The following is a 16,227-nucleotide window of genomic DNA, read 5'->3' as shown; positions in this document are numbered from 1 at the left end:
TCGCGTCCGGAACGGCATCCCGGTTCCGGACGAAAGGCGAGGGCACCCCCACCACGGTGGAGGTGCCCTCGTCCTCTGTTCGCGACCGGGGCAGGGTCAGCCCTTGATAGCCCCGGCGGCGATGTTCGCGATGAAGTGCCGGGAACCGATGATGAACACGCCGATCAGCGGGACCACGCTGATGAGGGCTCCGGCCATCACCATGCCGTAGTCGGTCAGGTACAGCGAGTTGAGGTTCTGCAGGGCGGTCTGCAGGGTCTGGCGCTCGGGATTGACCAGCACGATCAACGGCCACACGTAGTCGTTCCACGCGGTGATGAAGGTGAAGATGCCCAGGAACGCGAGGCCGCCGCGAAGCAGCGGCACCCCGACGCGCCAGTACGTCGTGAAGAACCCTGCGCCGTCGATGCGTGCGGACTCCACGAGCTCGTCGGGAATGGACCCCGCGGCGATCTGCCGCAGCAGGAAGATGCCGAAGGCGTTCGCGGCGCCCGGGACGATCAGAGCCTGCAGCGTACCCACCCAGCCCAGTTCGGACATCAGGATGAAGCTGGGTACCAGGGACAGACTGCCGGGCACGAGCATGGTGGCGATGAGCAGGATGAACAGCGGCTTCTTCCCCGGGAAGTCGAACTTCGCGAAGGCGAAGGCCGCCAGCGAGTCGAAGAACATCACCAGCACGGCGCATGCGGTGGAGACGATGATCGTGTTCATCAGGGCCTGCAGGAGGTCGACGCTCTGGACGACGCTGCGCACATTCTCCGCGAAACTGGTGCCGAAGGTGAGCTTCGGCGGATAGCCGAAGATCTCTCCGGTGGTCGAGGTGGACATGACGATCAGCCAGTAGAACGGGAAGATCGACAGGAGCACCCCGATGATCACGCACAGGTGCGTGATCACCGCTGCGAGTCTGCCGCGGGCGACGTAGTGCTTGTTCATGGGGCGTTCGTCCGTCGAGCTCTTCGGTGGGATCGGGGTGAGGGTGCTCATCGCCGTGCCTCCTTCTTCCGTGCGGAACGGCGCACCGTGTCGTCACCGCGCCCGGAGACCAGGCGCCAGTTGATGATCGAGAACACGGCCGCGATCAGGAACAGGGCCCAGGCGATCGCCGAACCGTAGCCGAAGTCGAACTGGGTGAAGGCCTGGTTGTACTGGTAGAGGACGATGGTCATACCGGCCTCACCGGCGCCACCGCTGTCGCCGAGCAGCACCTGGGGCTCGGTGAACAGGCTCAGGCCACCGATCGTCGAAGTGATCACCGTGAACAGGATGATCGGACGCATCATCGGCACGGTGATCCGGGAGAAGACCTGCCACAGGTTCGCCCCGTCCACCTTCGCGGCGTCGTACATGTCGATCGGGATCGACTGCAGGCCGGCGAGGTAGATGATGGCGTTGTAGCCCGTGAAGCGCCAGATCACCATGATCGAGATGGTGATCTTGATGCCCCAGCTGCTGGAGAGCCACGGAACCGTGTCGATGCCCAGCGCCGTCAGCGCGGAGTTGACCAGGCCGAAGGTGTCGGAGAAGACCGAGCCGAACACGATCGCCATCGCCACCATGGAGGTCACGTTGGGCAGGAAGAACGCGACACGGTAGAACTTCGTGAAGCGGATGTTCTGATGCAGCAGGAAGGCGATGACCATCGCCAGGGACAGCATCGGGATCGTGGAGAGGAACCAGATGATGAAGGTGTTGCCGACGGCGTTCCAGAAGCGGCCGTCGGTGACGAGGTACTGGTACTGCGCCAGTCCCACGAAGGACACGTCGCCCATTCCGTCCCAGTTCGTGAAGGACAGGACGATGGAGAACAGGATCGGGAAGAGCCCGAAGATCGCGAACAGGAGATAGAAGGGGGAGATTGCCGCGTACAGCGGCAAGATCTCCCGGAGCTTCTTCTTCCGCTTCGCGCGGGGGTCGCGTGCGGCGGGCGGTCCGGTGGAGGGGGCGGTCTCACGAGCGGGGGCTGCCGTGCTCATGTGGTGATCCCTCGCTTGGTGAGCACCTTCTCCGACTGGGCGACGGCGTCCTCCCAGGCGCGCTGCGGATCTTTGCCCGAGGTCTCGACGTTGGTGATCTCGAGGGTGAAGGTGCCGCTGATCATGGTCTCCCAGGTGCTGATGAACGAGGAGGGGACGGACTCCGCAGCGGTGGAGAAGAACTCCAGCGGGTTCTGGTCCCCGTAGAAGTCCCCGGAGTAGGACAGGCTCTCGAAGGAAGCGGGAGTGGAGGGGAACAGCTGGACGTCCTGGTACGCCGCCGCCTGATTCTGCGGAGAATTGATCCAGGTGATGAAGGCGAGCGCGGCCTCGGGATCCTTGCAGGTGTGGGGGAGCGCGGCGAAGGAGCCGCCGTTGTTGCCCGGGCGGACCGGTTGGGAGGCGAGGCGCCAGGTGCCGGCGGTGTCGGGAGCGGACTCCTCGAGGACCTGTGTCCACCAGGCCGCACCGATGTTGCCCGCGGTGCGACCACTGGCCCATGCCGCATTCTGATCGGTGCCGCGATCGCGCGGGATCTTGGCGCTCACCCCGGCCTCGATGGCGGCGACGGTGGTGTCCCAGGCCTGGCGGACGGCGCTGTCGGGCTGGAGGTACAGGGGTTTGTCGTCGGTATCGAAGTAGCGTTCCGGGCTCGAGTTCAAGAAGCCCTCGAAGATGTTCTGCGCATCGTTGACCAGGTAGGCGTCGGCGGCCTCCCGGAGCTCGGTGCCCAGCGCGATCCACTCCTCCCAGGTGGTGATCGCCGCGGAGACGTCCTCGGGAGTGCTCGGCAGGCCGGCCTCTTCGAAGATGTCCTGGCGGAAGAAGTATCCGGTCGGGCCGATGTCGAGCGGGAAGAAGCAGAACCGACCCGTGGGCGTCTTCCCGAGGTCCCACTTCCATTCGTAGAAGTCGTCCTTGACCGAGTCCGCGCCGAACTCGGACAGATCCAGGAACTGATCCTCATTGGTGAAGTACAGGGCGTTGTTCGAGTTGATGTAGGTGATGTCGGGGATGTAGGCGTCACCGGCAAGGCTGGTGCGCAGCTTGGTATCGAAGCTGGTGCCGATGACGTCAGCGCGCAGAGTCCGCTGGGTCCCGGGGATCTGCGCCGTGGCCTCCTCGAGCAGTTTCGGGCTGGCGGAGCGGTCCCAGTACCACATGACCAGCTCGTCGGGATCGTCGGAGATCGTCGGGTCGGAACCGCAGCCGGCAAGGGTCAGCGGGAGCAGGCCCGCGCCGAGCAGCAGGGAACGGCGGGACGGACTGGCGATCGTTCGGTGTGGACGGCGTGCGAGCGCAGCGCTCATACGCACCCTCCTCATTGAGTGGTGGTCGTGTACCGTGAACGTTCACGGGTGACGCAGATCATGTCATCGCGACCGCTGTGCGTCAACGATCACGCGGCATGGGTTCATCTGGACGCCCCGGGCGGTCGAAGGGTGTCCGGTGGGGCGGCTCGGCGGAATGGCCTTGTGGGACGGTCTCGGGCGGGATAGCGTGGAGCAATCGTGAACGTTCACGACCCGTACCGAACTCGATCCCGAAGGACGTCGCTGTCTCCATGAGCACCACCTCCACCCCGTTCCGCTGGGCCGTGCTCGGCCCCGGCTCCATCGCGCGCCGTTTCGCCTCCCAGCTGCCGTCCTCGCAGGAGGGCGTCCTGGTCGCCGTCGGCAGCACCTCGCCCGAACGCGCACAGGCCTTGGCCGAGGAGTTCCCCCTGCAGGGGGTGGCGCTCATCGGTGACTACGAGACGGTCCTCGCCTCGCCGGACGTCGACGCCGTTTACATCTCCACCGTGCACACCGGCCACGCGGCGCTGGCCGCAGCCGCACTCGAGGCCGGCAAGCACGTGCTCTGCGAGAAGCCGATGACCCCGAACTCGGGCACCACCATGGCGCTGACCGATCTCGCGGCGCGCAGCGGGAAGGTCCTCCTCGAGGCATACATGTATCGCTTCCACCCGCAGACGGTGCGGGTCCTCGAGCTCGTCGCCGAGAGTGCGATCGGCGAGGTCACCCATATCGACGCCTCCTTCGCCTTCGACACCGGCGGTCGCAGCGGGCGCCTCTTCGACCCCGCCACGGCGGGCGGCGGGATCCTCGACGTCGGCTGCTACCCGCTGTCCTTCGCCCGCTTCGTCGCCGGCGCCGCGCAGGGCAAGGCCTTTGCGGACCCGACCGCGCTGCACGGCAGCGGCACGATCGGGGAGACCGGGGTGGATGAGTGGGCCACCGCCGAGGTCACCCTCCCCGGCGGAATCACCGCGAGCCTGCGCACCGGTGTGCGTCTGGCAGATCCGCAGTCCGCGACCATCACCGGCTCCCGTGGCGTGATCCGCATGCAGGACCCCTGGGGCCTGGGCGAGAAGCAGGTCATCGAGCTCGACGTGGTCGGACAAGAGCCTCAGCGGCTCGAGATCCCTGCAGCGTCGCCCTACGCACTGGAGGCCGACGCCCTCGCCCGGGCGGCGCGCGACGGGGGAGTCGTCCCCGAGGTCACCCCGGAGAACTCCCTCGGCCAGGCGCGCGCGCTGGATCTCTGGCGCGAGGAGATCGGCCTGCGCTTCGCCTTCGAGGCAGATGACGCCGACATCCCCACCCTCACCGGTCGCCCGCTGGCACCCGGCAGCGTCCAGGTCGGCCCCGCGATGGCCTACGGGTCCCTCCCAGGACTCGACAAGAAGGTCTCCCGCCTGGTCATGGGCTGCGACAACCAGATGAACCTGGCGCATGCCTCGGCGATGTTCGATGCCTTCTACGAGATGGGCGGCACCACGTTCGACACCGCCTACATCTATGGCGGCGGATACGTCGAGAAGCTGTTCGGGAAGTGGGTCCAGAACCGTGGCGTGCGCGAGGACGTCGTGGTGATCACCAAGGGAGCCCACACCCCGCACTGCGACCCGGAGTCGATCACGCGCCAGCTCGGCGAGTCCCTCGAGCGTCAGGGCACCGACTACGCGGACCTCTACATGATGCACCGCGACAATCCGGAGATCCCGGTCGGGGAGTTCGTCGACGTGATGGACGAGCACCTGCGCGCCGGCCGCATCCGCGCCTATGGCGGCTCGAACTGGACACCAGCTCGGGTGGACGAGGCCAACGAATACGCCCGCGCGAACGGTCGTACCGGGTTCACCATTCTGTCGAACCACTTCGGACTCGCCGAGGCGCTCGACGTACCGTGGGCCGGCTGCGTCCACGCCACGGACTCCGACTCCAAGGCGTGGCTCGAGGAGCGCGGCATCGCCCTGCTCCCGTGGTCCTCGCAGGCCCGCGGCTTCTTCACCGGACGCGCCCACCCCGAGGACCGCTCCGACGCGGAACTGGTGCGCTGCTACTACAGCGACGAGAACTTCGAGCGCCTGGCCCGAGCGGAGACTCTCGGCCAGGAGCGGGGCGTCCCGGCGACCGCGATCGCCCTGGCCTTCGTGCTGCACCAGAAGTTCCCGACGTTCCCGCTGTTCGGCCCGCGCAGCATCGCCGAGATGCGCTCCTCGACGCTGGGCCTGGGTGTGGAGCTCTCCGAGAGCGATCTCGCCTGGCTCGATCTGCGGGCGCCGTCGAGGTGACCTCCTCGGGGCGCCGGCCCACGATCATCGACGTCGCGGAGCGTGCCGGGGTCTCCCGGCAGACGGTCTCGCGCGCGATGAACGACATGACCGGCATCAGCGCCGCCACCCGGGCACGGGTGCTCGGTGCTGCCTCGGAGCTCAACTACCGGCCCTCTCGTTTCGGGAGAGGGCTGGTCGAACAGGGACCCATCACGCTCGGGCTCGTCGTCATGGACCTGTCCAATGCGTACTTCGCGGAGCTCGGTGCGGCCGTGGTGCGGGCGTGCGCCCCGCACGGCTGGAACGTGGTCCTGGCCGAGGCCGAGCACGCGCCCCGTCCCGAGGGGGTCGCCGGTGAGCTCGCTCGTCGGGTCGATGCGATCGTCGGTTACGGCGTGCTCACCGGGGGGATCCGGGGCAACGCGGGCATGCCCGTGGTGCGACTGGACGGCTCTGCGGAGCAGGTCGACGAGACGGGGGTCGTGGAGCTCGCCCCGGCGCAGGCGATCACGGAGCTCGTGGCGCACCTCCGGGAATCGGGCGCGCGTCGACCGGTGGTGCTCGACCTGGCAGGAGGGCCCATCGGTGGTCGCGCCCTCGCTCTCGCGGACGCCCTGGGGACGCTCACCGTGGACGGCGAGGTGCCGATCTACGAGGTCGACGCCCGCACCGGGCATCGCGCCTCCCTCGAGACGGTCCTCGCTGCAGGGGCCGACACCCTCCTCGCCTTCAACGACGAGCTCGCGGTGCGTCTGCTGCGCACTCTGCGGTCGATGGGTGTCGAGGTGCCCGGTGACGTCCGGCTCGTCGGCATCGACGGCCTGGAGATCGCCTCGCTCGTGACTCCGGAGCTGACCACGCTGAGCATCGACATCCCTGCCGTCGCCCGGGAGACCGTGGACCTGGTGGCACAGATGCTCACGGGGGCGGCACCACTGAGTGGGGCTGGGGCGCATCGGTTGGTGCCCTACCGCCTGGAGGTCCGCGGGTCGACCTGAGCGGGCTGACGTCGCCCGCGATGTTGCGCACGCCGCATCCGGATCCCTCGCGGGAGGGTGACGTTCCATGGCACACTGTGACGTCGGTTCTGGTTCACGATGCCCGGCCGGGCACCGACCCAGCGACCCCGAGAAGGAGAGACATGAAGGCTCAGATTCACCCCGAGTACGTCGAGACCACGGTGAAGTGCACCTGTGGCAACTCGTTCACCACCCGCAGCACCAAGTCCGACGGTGCGATCAGCACCGAGGTCTGCTCCGCGTGCCACCCCTTCTACACCGGCAAGCAGAAGATCCTCGACACCGGCGGCCGCGTGGCCCGCTTCGAGGCCCGCTACGGCAAGAAGCCTGCTTGATCTACGATCGACGTGCTGCGAGGTACGAGCAGTAGGAGATCGAGCAGTTCAGCGCACACCTGAGCTCAGTCTCCGACGCCGGTGCGCGCCCCAGGGCGTGCACCGGCGTCGTCGTGCATAGGGGTGATCTGTGCGTCGTGCGCGCACCGGGACCGGTTCGACACCGAGGGGATGACCATGGCCGAGGACAGCGCGGGCGATCGCCACGATCGTCTGGACCCGTTGCGCCTCGAACATGCCCATCTCCAGGAGTCGATGGCCGATCCCGCACTGCACGACGATCCGGCGCGTGCCCGACGCATCGGCAGGCGCTACGCCGAGCTGGAGTCGGTGCTGCGCGCCGCCGCGCAGATCGAGACGACGGCCGCAGATCTCGACACCGCCCACGAGCTCGCCGAACTGGGGGAGGGCGACGCCGAGCTCGCCCAGGAGACAGAGCAGCTCGCCGCCCGCCTGATGGCCGAGCGCGAGCGCCTCGAGGACCTCCTCGCCCCGCGCGACCCCGACGATGCGCGCGACGTCATCCTGGAGATCAAGGCCGGCGCCGGCGGTGAGGAATCAGCGCTGTTCGCCGCGGACCTGCTGCGGATGTACCGCGTCTACGCCGAGAGCAAGGGATGGCGCGTCGAGGTGCTCACCGCTGCGGACTCCGATCTCGGGGGCTTCAAGGACGTCACCGCTGCGATCACCGCGCGCTCGGGCACCGCCGCTGCCGACGGCGTCTATGCCCACCTCAAGCACGAGGCCGGGGTGCACCGGGTGCAGCGGGTGCCCGTGACCGAATCGGCAGGTCGCATCCACACCTCCGCCGTCGGCGTGCTGGTGCTGCCCGAGGCCGATGAGGCCGACGAGGGTGAGCTCCTCGCCGAGGCGATGGCGCCGGCGAACCTGCGCATCGACGTGTTCCGCTCGAGCGGCCCCGGCGGGCAGAGCGTGAACACCACGGACTCCGCCGTACGCATCACGCATCTGCCGACAGGGCTCGTGGTCTCGTGCCAGGACCAGAAGAGCCAGCTCCAGAACCGTGAGCAGGCACGGCGGATCCTGCGCACGCGACTGCTGGACGCGCGTCGGGCCGAGCAGGAGCAGCAGTCCTCTGCGGCCCGTCGCTCCCAGGTGCGCACGGTCGACCGCAGCGAACGCATCCGCACCTACAACTTCCCCGAGTCCCGGGTCGCGGATCACCGCACCGGGTACAAGGCGGGAAACCTGTCCCAGGTCCTCTCCGGGGACCTCGACGACCTCATCGCCTCTTCCCGTGACGCCGAACGCGCCGCTCGCCTCGAGGACGCCCAGCATTCCGCTGTCCGGGACAACCGCGGATGAGTGCCTCCGACACCCGCCTCCTCCTGCGCACGGCGCTGGCCGAGACCACTGAGCGTCTGGGGCGGGCAGAGGTGCCCTCGCCCAGCGTGGATGCCCGTGCCCTGATCGCTGCGGCCGCCGGGACGCGCCAGCCCCTCGTGATGCTCGACGAGCTCCCTGCCGGCTTCGCCCGCGAACTCGAAGAGCTCACGCGGCGCCGTGAACGCCGTGAGCCCCTCCAGCTGATCCTCGGCCGCGCCCCCTTCCGGCGCCTCATGCTCACCGTGCGGCCCGGGGTCTTCATCCCGCGCCCGGAGACCGAGCTCGCCCTGGATCTGCTGCGCGAGCACGCCACCGGGGCCGTGGAGACCGTGGTGGACCTGTGCACCGGCAGCGGCGCCCTGGCGGCTTCCGTCCTCGACGAGTTCCCGCAGGCTCGGGTGCTGGCGGTCGAGATCGATACCGCTGCGGCGTCCCTGGCGCGGGAGAACCTCGAGAGGGCAGGTCCCGGCCGCGGCCGCGTGCTGCAGGCCGATCTGACCGCCCGGCTGCCGGGCGGCGTGCCCGCGCAGGAGGGTCCGCTGGCCGAACTGGAGGCCGCCGCTGGGGTCGACGCGATACTCTCCAATCCGCCGTACATCCCGCCTGAGGCCGTGCCGCGCGATGCCGAGGTGCTCGAGCATGATCCGCACTGCGCACTGTTCGGCGGTGGTGCGGACGGCCTGGAGGTGCCGCGCGCGGTGATCTCCTGGGCCTCCCACCTGCTGCGACCGGGGGGTCTGCTGGTCATGGAGCATGCTGACGTCCAGGGCCGATCCGCCCGAGAGGCCGCAGCACTGATCGGCGGCTTCGACCATCTGAGCACAGCCCCGGACCTGACCGGTCGTGACCGCTTCCTGGTCGCGCGCCGTGCGGACGGGGCTCCGAACCCTGGAAGTGAGAGACTGACCCGGTGAGCGTGCATGACACCCAGAACCCAGAATCCCGCGAGGCCGCCCTGGCGGCCGCGACCGACGCCGTCCGCGACGGAAAGCTGATCGTCCTGCCGACGGACACCGTCTACGGCATCGGGGCCGACGCCTTCACCCCGGATGCGGTCAGCGCACTGCTCGAGGCCAAGGGCCGGGGTCGCGACGTCCCACCGCCGGTCCTGGTCGGGGACCACGCCGTGCTGCTCGCCCTCGCTGTCGACCTCCCCGACTACGTCGAACAACTGGCCGAGGAGTTCTGGCCCGGCCCGCTCACTCTGATCCTGAAGGCCCAGACCTCCTTGACCTGGGACCTGGGGGAGACCGGCGGGACCGTCGCCCTGCGCATGCCGGATGACGAGATCGCTCTCGAACTGCTGCGCCGCACCGGCCCGCTCGCCGTCTCCAGCGCCAACCGCCATGGCAAGCCCGCAGCGCTCACCGTGCTCGATGCGGCGACGCAGCTCGGCGATGCCGTCGAGGAGTACCTCGATGGCGGCCCGGCCCGCATCGGCACCGGATCCACCATCCTGGACACCACCGTCGAGCCCGCCGAGATCGTCCGCGAGGGTGCGCTGAGCGCGGATCAGATCATCGCGGTCGTCGGCGACATCTTCACCGCCCCCGCGCCGGAGGACCCCGAGGAGGAGCCGGCGACGGCAACCGACTCGTCGGATCCCGACGCCGATTCCACGGACCACCCGGACGCCGCTTCCTCCGGTGCATCCGCCCCGGCCGAGGGGTCGCTCGACCTCCCCTCCGAGACGGACTCACCTGCTGTCGACCCCCAAGACTCCGTGGCTGCTGAGGAGCCCACCACCTCGGCGGCGCCCGGCATCTCCCCGGCGAACCCCGCCGCGGAGACGTCCGGCGTGCTGGACCTCCCCTCCGAGCCTGACCTCGTGGAGCTCTCGACGACCTCCGCGACTGATCCCACGAGTGCCGCCGAGCCGCCCACGTCTGCTGCTCCCGAGGGGCGCGACGGCCCCGGCTCGGGGAACACTGCCGGGTGAGGATCTATCTCTTCATCCTGCTGGTCTCCGCAGCAGTGACCTACCTGGTCACACCCGCTGTGAGACTGCTGGCCCGTCGCGCCGGAGCGATGACCGCCGTGCGTGATCGGGACGTGCACGATGCGGTGACGCCGCGCCTGGGTGGCCTGGCGATGCTCGCCGGTGTGGCGGTCGCGATGCTCATCGCGAGCAACGTCCCGTTCCTCGAGGGTCTGTTCCGCGACGGGCGCCAGCCCTGGGCGATCCTCGCGGCCGGCGGGCTCGTGTGCCTGCTCGGCGCCGCTGATGACAAATGGGATCTGGACTGGATGACCAAGCTCGCCGGGCAGATACTGGCCGCCATGCTGCTGGCCTGGCAGGGCGTGAGCCTCGTGACGCTGCCGATCGGCGGGGTGACCATCCTGTCCGAACGCTCGGCCCTGATCCTCACCGTTCTGGTCGTGGTGGTCTGCATGAACGCCGTGAATTTCGTCGACGGTCTCGACGGGCTCGCGGCCGGCGTGATGGCGATCGGCGGCTCCGCGTTCTTCGTCTACGCGTACACGCTCACGCGCAATGCCTCGAGCACCGACTATTCCTCGCTCGCCGCCCTGCTGACCGCGGTGATGATCGGCGCCTGTCTGGGCTTCCTGCCGCACAACATGACTCGGGCCCGCATCTTCATGGGCGATTCCGGATCCATGCTGCTGGGACTGCTGCTGGCCGCGAGCACGATAGCCGTGACCGGCCAGGTCGACCCCGCTCGACTCTCGGGAGCGGACTTCTTCGGCCAGTTCCTGCCGATCCTGCTGCCCATCGGGGTCATGGTGATCCCGTTCCTGGACTTCGCCCTCGCGGTGGTGCGCCGGATCGGTTCGGGGAAGTCCCCGTTCCATGCCGACAAGGCGCATCTCCACCACCGCCTGCTGCGCCTGGGCCACTCCAAGCGCACCGCCGTGCTGATCATGTACATGTGGACGGTCGTGATCTCGGTGGGTCTGCTGCTCCCGCTGGTGCTCTCCACCCAGGCCGTCGTGATCTTCTGGGTATGCGGCCTGCTGTTCGCCGTCCTGCTGACCTTCGACCCGCTGAGATGGCGCCCTGGCCGCCACCGGAAGGACTCCGATGTCCCCTCACCCTGACAACTCCGCCACGCCTGCGCAGAGCCGGCCGCAGCCCCGCCGACGCGCCGTGGGTGACCGCGCCATGCGACGGGCCACGATCATCGCCCTGGTCGTCGCTCTGGTGCTCGACGGGATCGTCCTGGCGGTCGCCGTGCTCAGCGCTGACGGTCCTGCCGTCAACGGCGCGCTGATCGGCGCAGGGCTCACCTTGGTCATCGTCCTGCCGACGGTGGCGATCGCCATGACCGGGAAGCGCTTGACCCCGGTGACGATGGCGGCGACGGTGCTCGGCACGTGGGCGATCAAAATGCTCGTTGTGATCCTCGTCCTGGTCCTCGTCCGGGACATGGACGCCGTCTCCACGCGATGGATCGGACTAGCACTGCTGGTCGGCGCGGTGTCGGCCATAGCGGTCGAGGCCGTTCTGCTTGCACGGTCCCGTCAGTCACTGGATGTGGAGCCGGTCGCAGGCGCCGTCGAGGATGAGAGCTCAGCGTGACTCTCTGTTATGATTTCGGAGGTGCTCGACCGCTGATCACGGTGCATTACCGCAGCGAGTTCGACCACTGATCGACCACCCGGAACGCTCACGCGGCGTCCATCGCCGTACGCACGGTGGCCGCACCCGGGTCGGTCACGATCGTTATGACGGCCACGGCCGACGCTGCTACGTCAGGCCATACGACCACGGGAGATCGAGCTGAACACCGCAGACCTCAGCCCTACGCTGTACGCAGAGGGCGATTCGTTCTTCCACATCCCCACCTTGGGTGAGTTCTTCCCCGAGGCCCTGCTCTTCGAGGGGACCTGGTTCGAGTTCAACCGCGTCCAGCTCGTGCGGCTCATCATTCTCGCCGTCGTCCTGATCGCCATGTGCCTGATCGCGTCCCGATCGAAGCTGATTCCCGGTCGTGTGCAGAGCGTCGTCGAGCTGGTCATCGACTTCGTGAACAACAACATCATCGCGAACACGCTCGGGCTCAAGGACGGCAAGCGCTTCGCCCCGATGCTCATCACGATGTTCTTCTTCATCCTGTCGATGAACCTGGCCGGGGTGATCCCCGGTCTGAATCTCGCGGGCACCTCGGTGGTCGGTCTGCCGCTGCTGCTCGCCCTGTGGACCTTCGTCACCTACGTGACGGCAGGCGTGCGCAAGCACGGCTTCCTGGGCTACCTCAAGAGCGAGACGATGCCCCCGGGCATCCCCTGGCCGATCTACATCCTGCTGATCCCGATCGAGCTGCTGCAGGTCGTCGTGATCCGCTGGGCCTCGCTGACGATCCGACTGCTCGCCAACATGGTCGCCGGCCACATGATGATCGTGGTCTTCATCGGCATGACGCACGCGCTGCTGTTCTCCGGCGGCTGGCTCATCGCGATCAGCCCCTTCGCCGGCGCGATGGCCATCGGCATCTACGGCTTCGAGATCTTCGTGGCCGCACTGCAGGCCTTCATCTTCACGATGCTGACCGCGGTGTACATCCAGCTCGCCACGAGTGACGAGCACTGACCTCCCTGCGGGATGCCGGTCCTGACGGACCCTCCTCGCGGGCACCAGCCCACCTCGACCCCCAGAACTGATCGTCGCCCCACGCGGCACAACGAAAGGAAACACCCATGGAGCCCACGATTCTCGCTGAGGTGACCGGCAACATCGGCACCATCGGTTACGGCCTCGCCGCCATCGGCCCCGGTATCGGCCTCGGCATCCTCGTCGGCAAGACCGCCGAGGCGCAGGCCCGCCAGCCCGAGATGCGCTCGCAGCTGCAGACCACGATGCTGATCGGCGTCGCCTTCACCGAGATCCTCGCGCTGCTGGCCATCGTCACCGGCCTGATCTTCGTCTGAGGCAGAATCCATGATTCTGGCAGAAGCAGAAGGCGCCGTTCCCGGTTGGCGACTGCTGATCCCTCTCCCGCAGGAGATCGTCTGGTCGCTGATCTTCCTGGTGATCTTCGCGCTCGTCTTCATGAAGTTCGTGCTTCCCCGCATGAACGCCGTGCTCGACGAACGTGCCGAGAAGATCGAAGGCGGCATTCGCCACGCGGAGAAGATCCAAGAGCAGGCCGATCAGCTCCGCGAACAGCAGGAGCAGGAGCTCGCAGCTGCCCGGCAGGAAGCCGCCGGCATCCGCGAGAAGTCACGCCAGGACGGTCAGCAGATCGTCGACCAGGCCAAGTCCCGCGCCGAATCCGAGTCGGACCGTGTGCTCACGGCTGGGCGTCAGCAGCTGAGTGCCGAGCGTATCGCCGCCTCGACCGAGCTGCGCGGCGAGGTCGGTTCTCTCGCCAGCGACCTGGCATCGAAGATTGTCGGGGAGTCCCTCACCGATGACGAGCGCTCCCGCCGCGTGATCGACCGGTTCCTGGACGACCTCGAGTCGAACCAGTCCGCCACCCGATAAGGACCAGTGATGCGAGGAACTTCCTCCACCTCGTTCGACGAGGTCGTCCAGCAGGCCCAGCCCGTCTTCGCGACGCGCGACCCCTCGTTGGACAGCACCGCGGACGAACTGTTCGCGATCGCCGATGCGATCGATTCCAGCAATCAGCTCGTGCGTCTGCTGAGCGACTCCGGTCGCGGCGGCGAGGTGAAGGAGACGGCAGTGCGCACCTTGCTGACCGGCAAGGTCAGCGACACGGCCCTCTCCCTCACGCTCGAGGTCGTGCGTCGGCGCTGGTCCGAGCAGGAGGACATCCTCGAGGCCCTCGAACGGCTGGGTGTGATCGCTCTGCTCGAGCAGTCCGAGCACGAGGGCTGCCTCGCCCAGGTCGAGGAGGAGCTGTTCCAGTTCTCCCGCCTGATCGATGACAGCGCGGAGCTGTCCTCGAGCTTCGACGATGCGCGCGGGGATACCTCGGCGCGCGGGGCCGTGGCTCGCTCGCTGCTGGAGGGCCGAGCCCATCGGCTCACCGTGGCGCTCGCGGCCCGCGCCGTGTCGCGGCCCACCGCGCAGAAGCCCTCGCGCCGTGTGCGCGAGTTCGCGGAGTTCGCGTCTGAGCGTCGCAGCCGCCTCCTGGCCGTGGTGGAGACCTCGCGGTCTCTCGACGAGGCCCAGCAGTCCCGCCTCGGTGCTGTGCTCGCGCGCATCTACGGGCGTGAGGTGCAGATGAACCTCGAGGTCTCGCCGGACGTCGTCGGCGGTCTGCGCATCCACGTCGGAGACGACCTCTACGACGCAACCGTCCTCGCACGCCTGGCCAAGGCACGCGAACACCTGGAGTCCTGACGGCTCCGGCCGCGGCACTCACCCCAGCACCCCACATCACTTCCCGCAGCGACGGGACCACGAGAGGAAGCGAAGCACCGCGATGGCTGAGCTCACGATCCGTCCGGAGGACATCCGGCACGCCCTGGACACCTCGGTGTCCACCTACCAGGCAGGCTCCACCGACCGCGAGGAGATCGGCCGCGTCACCGAGTCGGCCGACGGCATCGCTCGCGTCGAGGGCCTGCCCAACGTCATGGCCAACGAGTTGGTCCGCTTCGAGAACGGCGAGCTGGGACTGGCGCTGAACCTCGAACTGCGTGAGATCGGCGTCGTGGTGCTCGGCGAGTTCGCCGGCATCGCGGAGGGTCAGGAAGTTCGTCGCACCGGCGAGGTCCTCTCCGTCCCGGTCGGCGACGGCTATCTCGGTCGCGTGGTCGACCCCACGGGAGCGCCCATCGATGGCCTCGGCTCGATCGAGAGCGTCGGTCGTCGCGCCCTCGAGCTGCAGGCGCCCGGCGTCATGCAGCGCAAGAGCGTCAAGGAGCCGCTGGAGACCGGGATCAAGGCCATCGACGCGATGACCCCGATCGGCCGCGGTCAGCGCCAGCTGATCATCGGCGACCGCCAGACCGGCAAGACCGCCATCGCGCTGGACACGATCCTGAACCAGAAGACGAACTGGGAGTCCGGCGACCCGGACAAGCAGGTTCGCTGCATATATGTCGCAGTCGGCCAGAAGGGCTCGACCATCGCCTCGGTGCGCTCGACCCTCGAGCAGTCCGGCGCCCTGGAGTACACCACCATCGTGGCGGCCCCGGCCTCCGACCCGGCTGGCTTCAAGTACATCGCCCCCTACGCCGGCTCGGCCATCGGCCAGCACTGGATGTACGAGGGCAAGCACGTTCTCATCGTCTTTGATGACCTCTCCAAGCAGGCGGAGGCGTACCGCGCCGTCTCGCTGCTGCTGCGCCGTCCGCCGGGCCGTGAGGCCTACCCGGGTGACGTCTTCTACCTGCACTCCCGTCTGCTGGAGCGTTGCGCGAAGCTGTCGGACGCGATGGGTGGCGGGTCGATGACCGGTCTGCCGATCATCGAGACCAAGGCGAACGACGTCTCCGCCTACATCCCGACCAACGTCATCTCGATCACCGACGGACAGTGCTTCCTGCAGTCGGACCTGTTCAACGCGAACCAGCGCCCGGCGGTCGACGTCGGCGTCTCGGTCTCGCGGGTGGGTGGCTCCGCCCAGACCAAGGCCATGAGGTCGGTCTCGGGAACGCTGAAGATCTCCCTCGCGCAGTTCCGCGACCTCGAGGCGTTCGCGATGTTCGCCTCGGATCTGGACGGCGCGTCCAAGCAGCAGCTGAACCGCGGCGCCCGCCTCATGGAGCTGCTCAAGCAGAACCAGAGCTCGCCCTTCCCGATGGAGGAGGAGGTCGTCTCGATCTGGGCCGGAACCCGGGGCAAGTTCGACGACATCGATCTGGAAGACGTGCGCGATTTCGAATCGCAGCTGCTGGAGCATCTTCGCCACAACGGCGGCGTGCTCGAGGCGATCCGCGGCTCGAAGAAGTTCGAGTCCTCGACCGAGGAGGAGCTGTCCAGCATCCTGGACGAGGTCAAGAGGGACTTCCTCGCCGGGAAGGGCAAGACCCCGGTGAACGACGTCGATTCGAGCCTCGAGGACGAAGACATCGACCAGGAGACCATCGTCCGCGGTTGATCCGATCACTGT

The 16,227-nt window shown here is 68.0% G+C and carries 16 protein-coding genes; 13 read left to right on the top strand and 3 right to left on the bottom strand.

Annotation, left to right across the window (positions count from 1 at the left end):
- Window positions 1-96 precede the first annotated feature (96 nt).
- Genes INT51_RS04995 through INT51_RS04985 form a run of 3 tightly spaced genes read right to left on the bottom strand, consistent with a single transcriptional unit; the run spans window position 97 to window position 3,289 of the window.
- On the bottom strand, window positions 97-990 hold the full coding sequence (locus INT51_RS04995) for a carbohydrate ABC transporter permease (protein WP_193104100.1): 894 nt from the start codon (window positions 988-990) through the stop codon (window positions 97-99).
- Complete coding sequence (locus INT51_RS04990; RefSeq protein WP_193104099.1) at window positions 987-1,979, bottom strand: carbohydrate ABC transporter permease; 993 nt, start codon at window positions 1,977-1,979, stop codon at window positions 987-989. Before INT51_RS04990 ends, INT51_RS04995 begins: the two co-directional genes overlap by 4 nt.
- Entirely contained in the window at window positions 1,976-3,289 is a 1,314-nt protein-coding gene (locus INT51_RS04985) for an ABC transporter substrate-binding protein (RefSeq protein WP_226831951.1), read from the bottom strand. Before INT51_RS04985 ends, INT51_RS04990 begins: the two co-directional genes overlap by 4 nt.
- Before the next feature lie 254 nt (window positions 3,290-3,543).
- Here INT51_RS04985 and INT51_RS04980 point away from each other — a divergent pair, with 254 nt between their 5' ends.
- From INT51_RS04980 to atpA, 13 genes are all read left to right on the top strand, one after another.
- Window positions 3,544-5,556, top strand: coding sequence for an aldo/keto reductase (locus INT51_RS04980; protein ID WP_193104098.1), 2,013 nt, complete (start codon window positions 3,544-3,546; stop codon window positions 5,554-5,556).
- The gene (locus tag INT51_RS04975; protein ID WP_193104097.1) at window positions 5,553-6,536 is read left to right on the top strand and encodes a LacI family DNA-binding transcriptional regulator; all 984 of its coding nucleotides are present in this window, start codon (window positions 5,553-5,555) and stop codon (window positions 6,534-6,536) included. Before INT51_RS04980 ends, INT51_RS04975 begins: the two co-directional genes overlap by 4 nt.
- A 143-nt stretch (window positions 6,537-6,679) precedes the next feature.
- Entirely contained in the window at window positions 6,680-6,892 is a 213-nt protein-coding gene (gene rpmE / locus INT51_RS04970) for a 50S ribosomal protein L31 (RefSeq protein ID WP_193104096.1), read from the top strand.
- A gap of 177 nt (window positions 6,893-7,069) precedes the next feature.
- The gene (prfA, locus tag INT51_RS04965; RefSeq protein ID WP_193104095.1) at window positions 7,070-8,218 is read left to right on the top strand and encodes a peptide chain release factor 1; all 1,149 of its coding nucleotides are present in this window, start codon (window positions 7,070-7,072) and stop codon (window positions 8,216-8,218) included.
- On the top strand, window positions 8,215-9,153 hold the full coding sequence (prmC, locus tag INT51_RS04960; protein WP_193104094.1) for a peptide chain release factor N(5)-glutamine methyltransferase: 939 nt from the start codon (window positions 8,215-8,217) through the stop codon (window positions 9,151-9,153). Before prfA ends, prmC begins: the two co-directional genes overlap by 4 nt.
- Complete coding sequence (locus tag INT51_RS04955) at window positions 9,150-10,178, top strand: L-threonylcarbamoyladenylate synthase (RefSeq protein WP_193104093.1); 1,029 nt, start codon at window positions 9,150-9,152, stop codon at window positions 10,176-10,178. Before prmC ends, INT51_RS04955 begins: the two co-directional genes overlap by 4 nt.
- The gene (locus INT51_RS04950) at window positions 10,175-11,299 is read left to right on the top strand and encodes a glycosyltransferase family 4 protein (RefSeq protein WP_193104092.1); all 1,125 of its coding nucleotides are present in this window, start codon (window positions 10,175-10,177) and stop codon (window positions 11,297-11,299) included. Before INT51_RS04955 ends, INT51_RS04950 begins: the two co-directional genes overlap by 4 nt.
- The gene (locus INT51_RS04945; protein WP_193104091.1) at window positions 11,283-11,780 is read left to right on the top strand and encodes a hypothetical protein; all 498 of its coding nucleotides are present in this window, start codon (window positions 11,283-11,285) and stop codon (window positions 11,778-11,780) included. The genes INT51_RS04950 and INT51_RS04945 overlap by 17 nt, the downstream gene beginning before the upstream one ends.
- A 267-nt stretch (window positions 11,781-12,047) precedes the next feature.
- Window positions 12,048-12,791, top strand: a complete 744-nt coding sequence (gene atpB / locus INT51_RS04940; protein WP_193104090.1) for a F0F1 ATP synthase subunit A — start codon at window positions 12,048-12,050, stop codon at window positions 12,789-12,791.
- A gap of 107 nt (window positions 12,792-12,898) precedes the next feature.
- A complete protein-coding gene (gene atpE / locus INT51_RS04935; RefSeq protein ID WP_193104089.1) occupies window positions 12,899-13,129 on the top strand; it encodes an ATP synthase F0 subunit C in 231 nt (76 codons plus the stop codon).
- A 10-nt stretch (window positions 13,130-13,139) separates the two neighbouring features.
- Window positions 13,140-13,685, top strand: coding sequence for a F0F1 ATP synthase subunit B (locus INT51_RS04930; RefSeq protein WP_193104088.1), 546 nt, complete (start codon window positions 13,140-13,142; stop codon window positions 13,683-13,685).
- Between the two features lie 9 nt (window positions 13,686-13,694).
- Window positions 13,695-14,510 (top strand): F0F1 ATP synthase subunit delta, encoded by an 816-nt coding sequence (locus INT51_RS04925; protein ID WP_193104087.1) that lies wholly within the window; start codon window positions 13,695-13,697, stop codon window positions 14,508-14,510.
- Window positions 14,511-14,592: 82 nt separating this feature from the next.
- On the top strand, window positions 14,593-16,215 hold the full coding sequence (gene atpA, locus INT51_RS04920; protein WP_193104086.1) for a F0F1 ATP synthase subunit alpha: 1,623 nt from the start codon (window positions 14,593-14,595) through the stop codon (window positions 16,213-16,215).
- Window positions 16,216-16,227: the final 12 nt, after the last annotated feature.

It is taken from the genome of Brachybacterium sp. FME24, from assembly GCF_014897705.1.
Classification (GTDB): domain Bacteria; phylum Actinomycetota; class Actinomycetes; order Actinomycetales; family Dermabacteraceae; genus Brachybacterium.
Note: the sequence above shows the minus strand (reverse complement) of the source record. Positions and strands in the feature narration are given on the sequence as shown.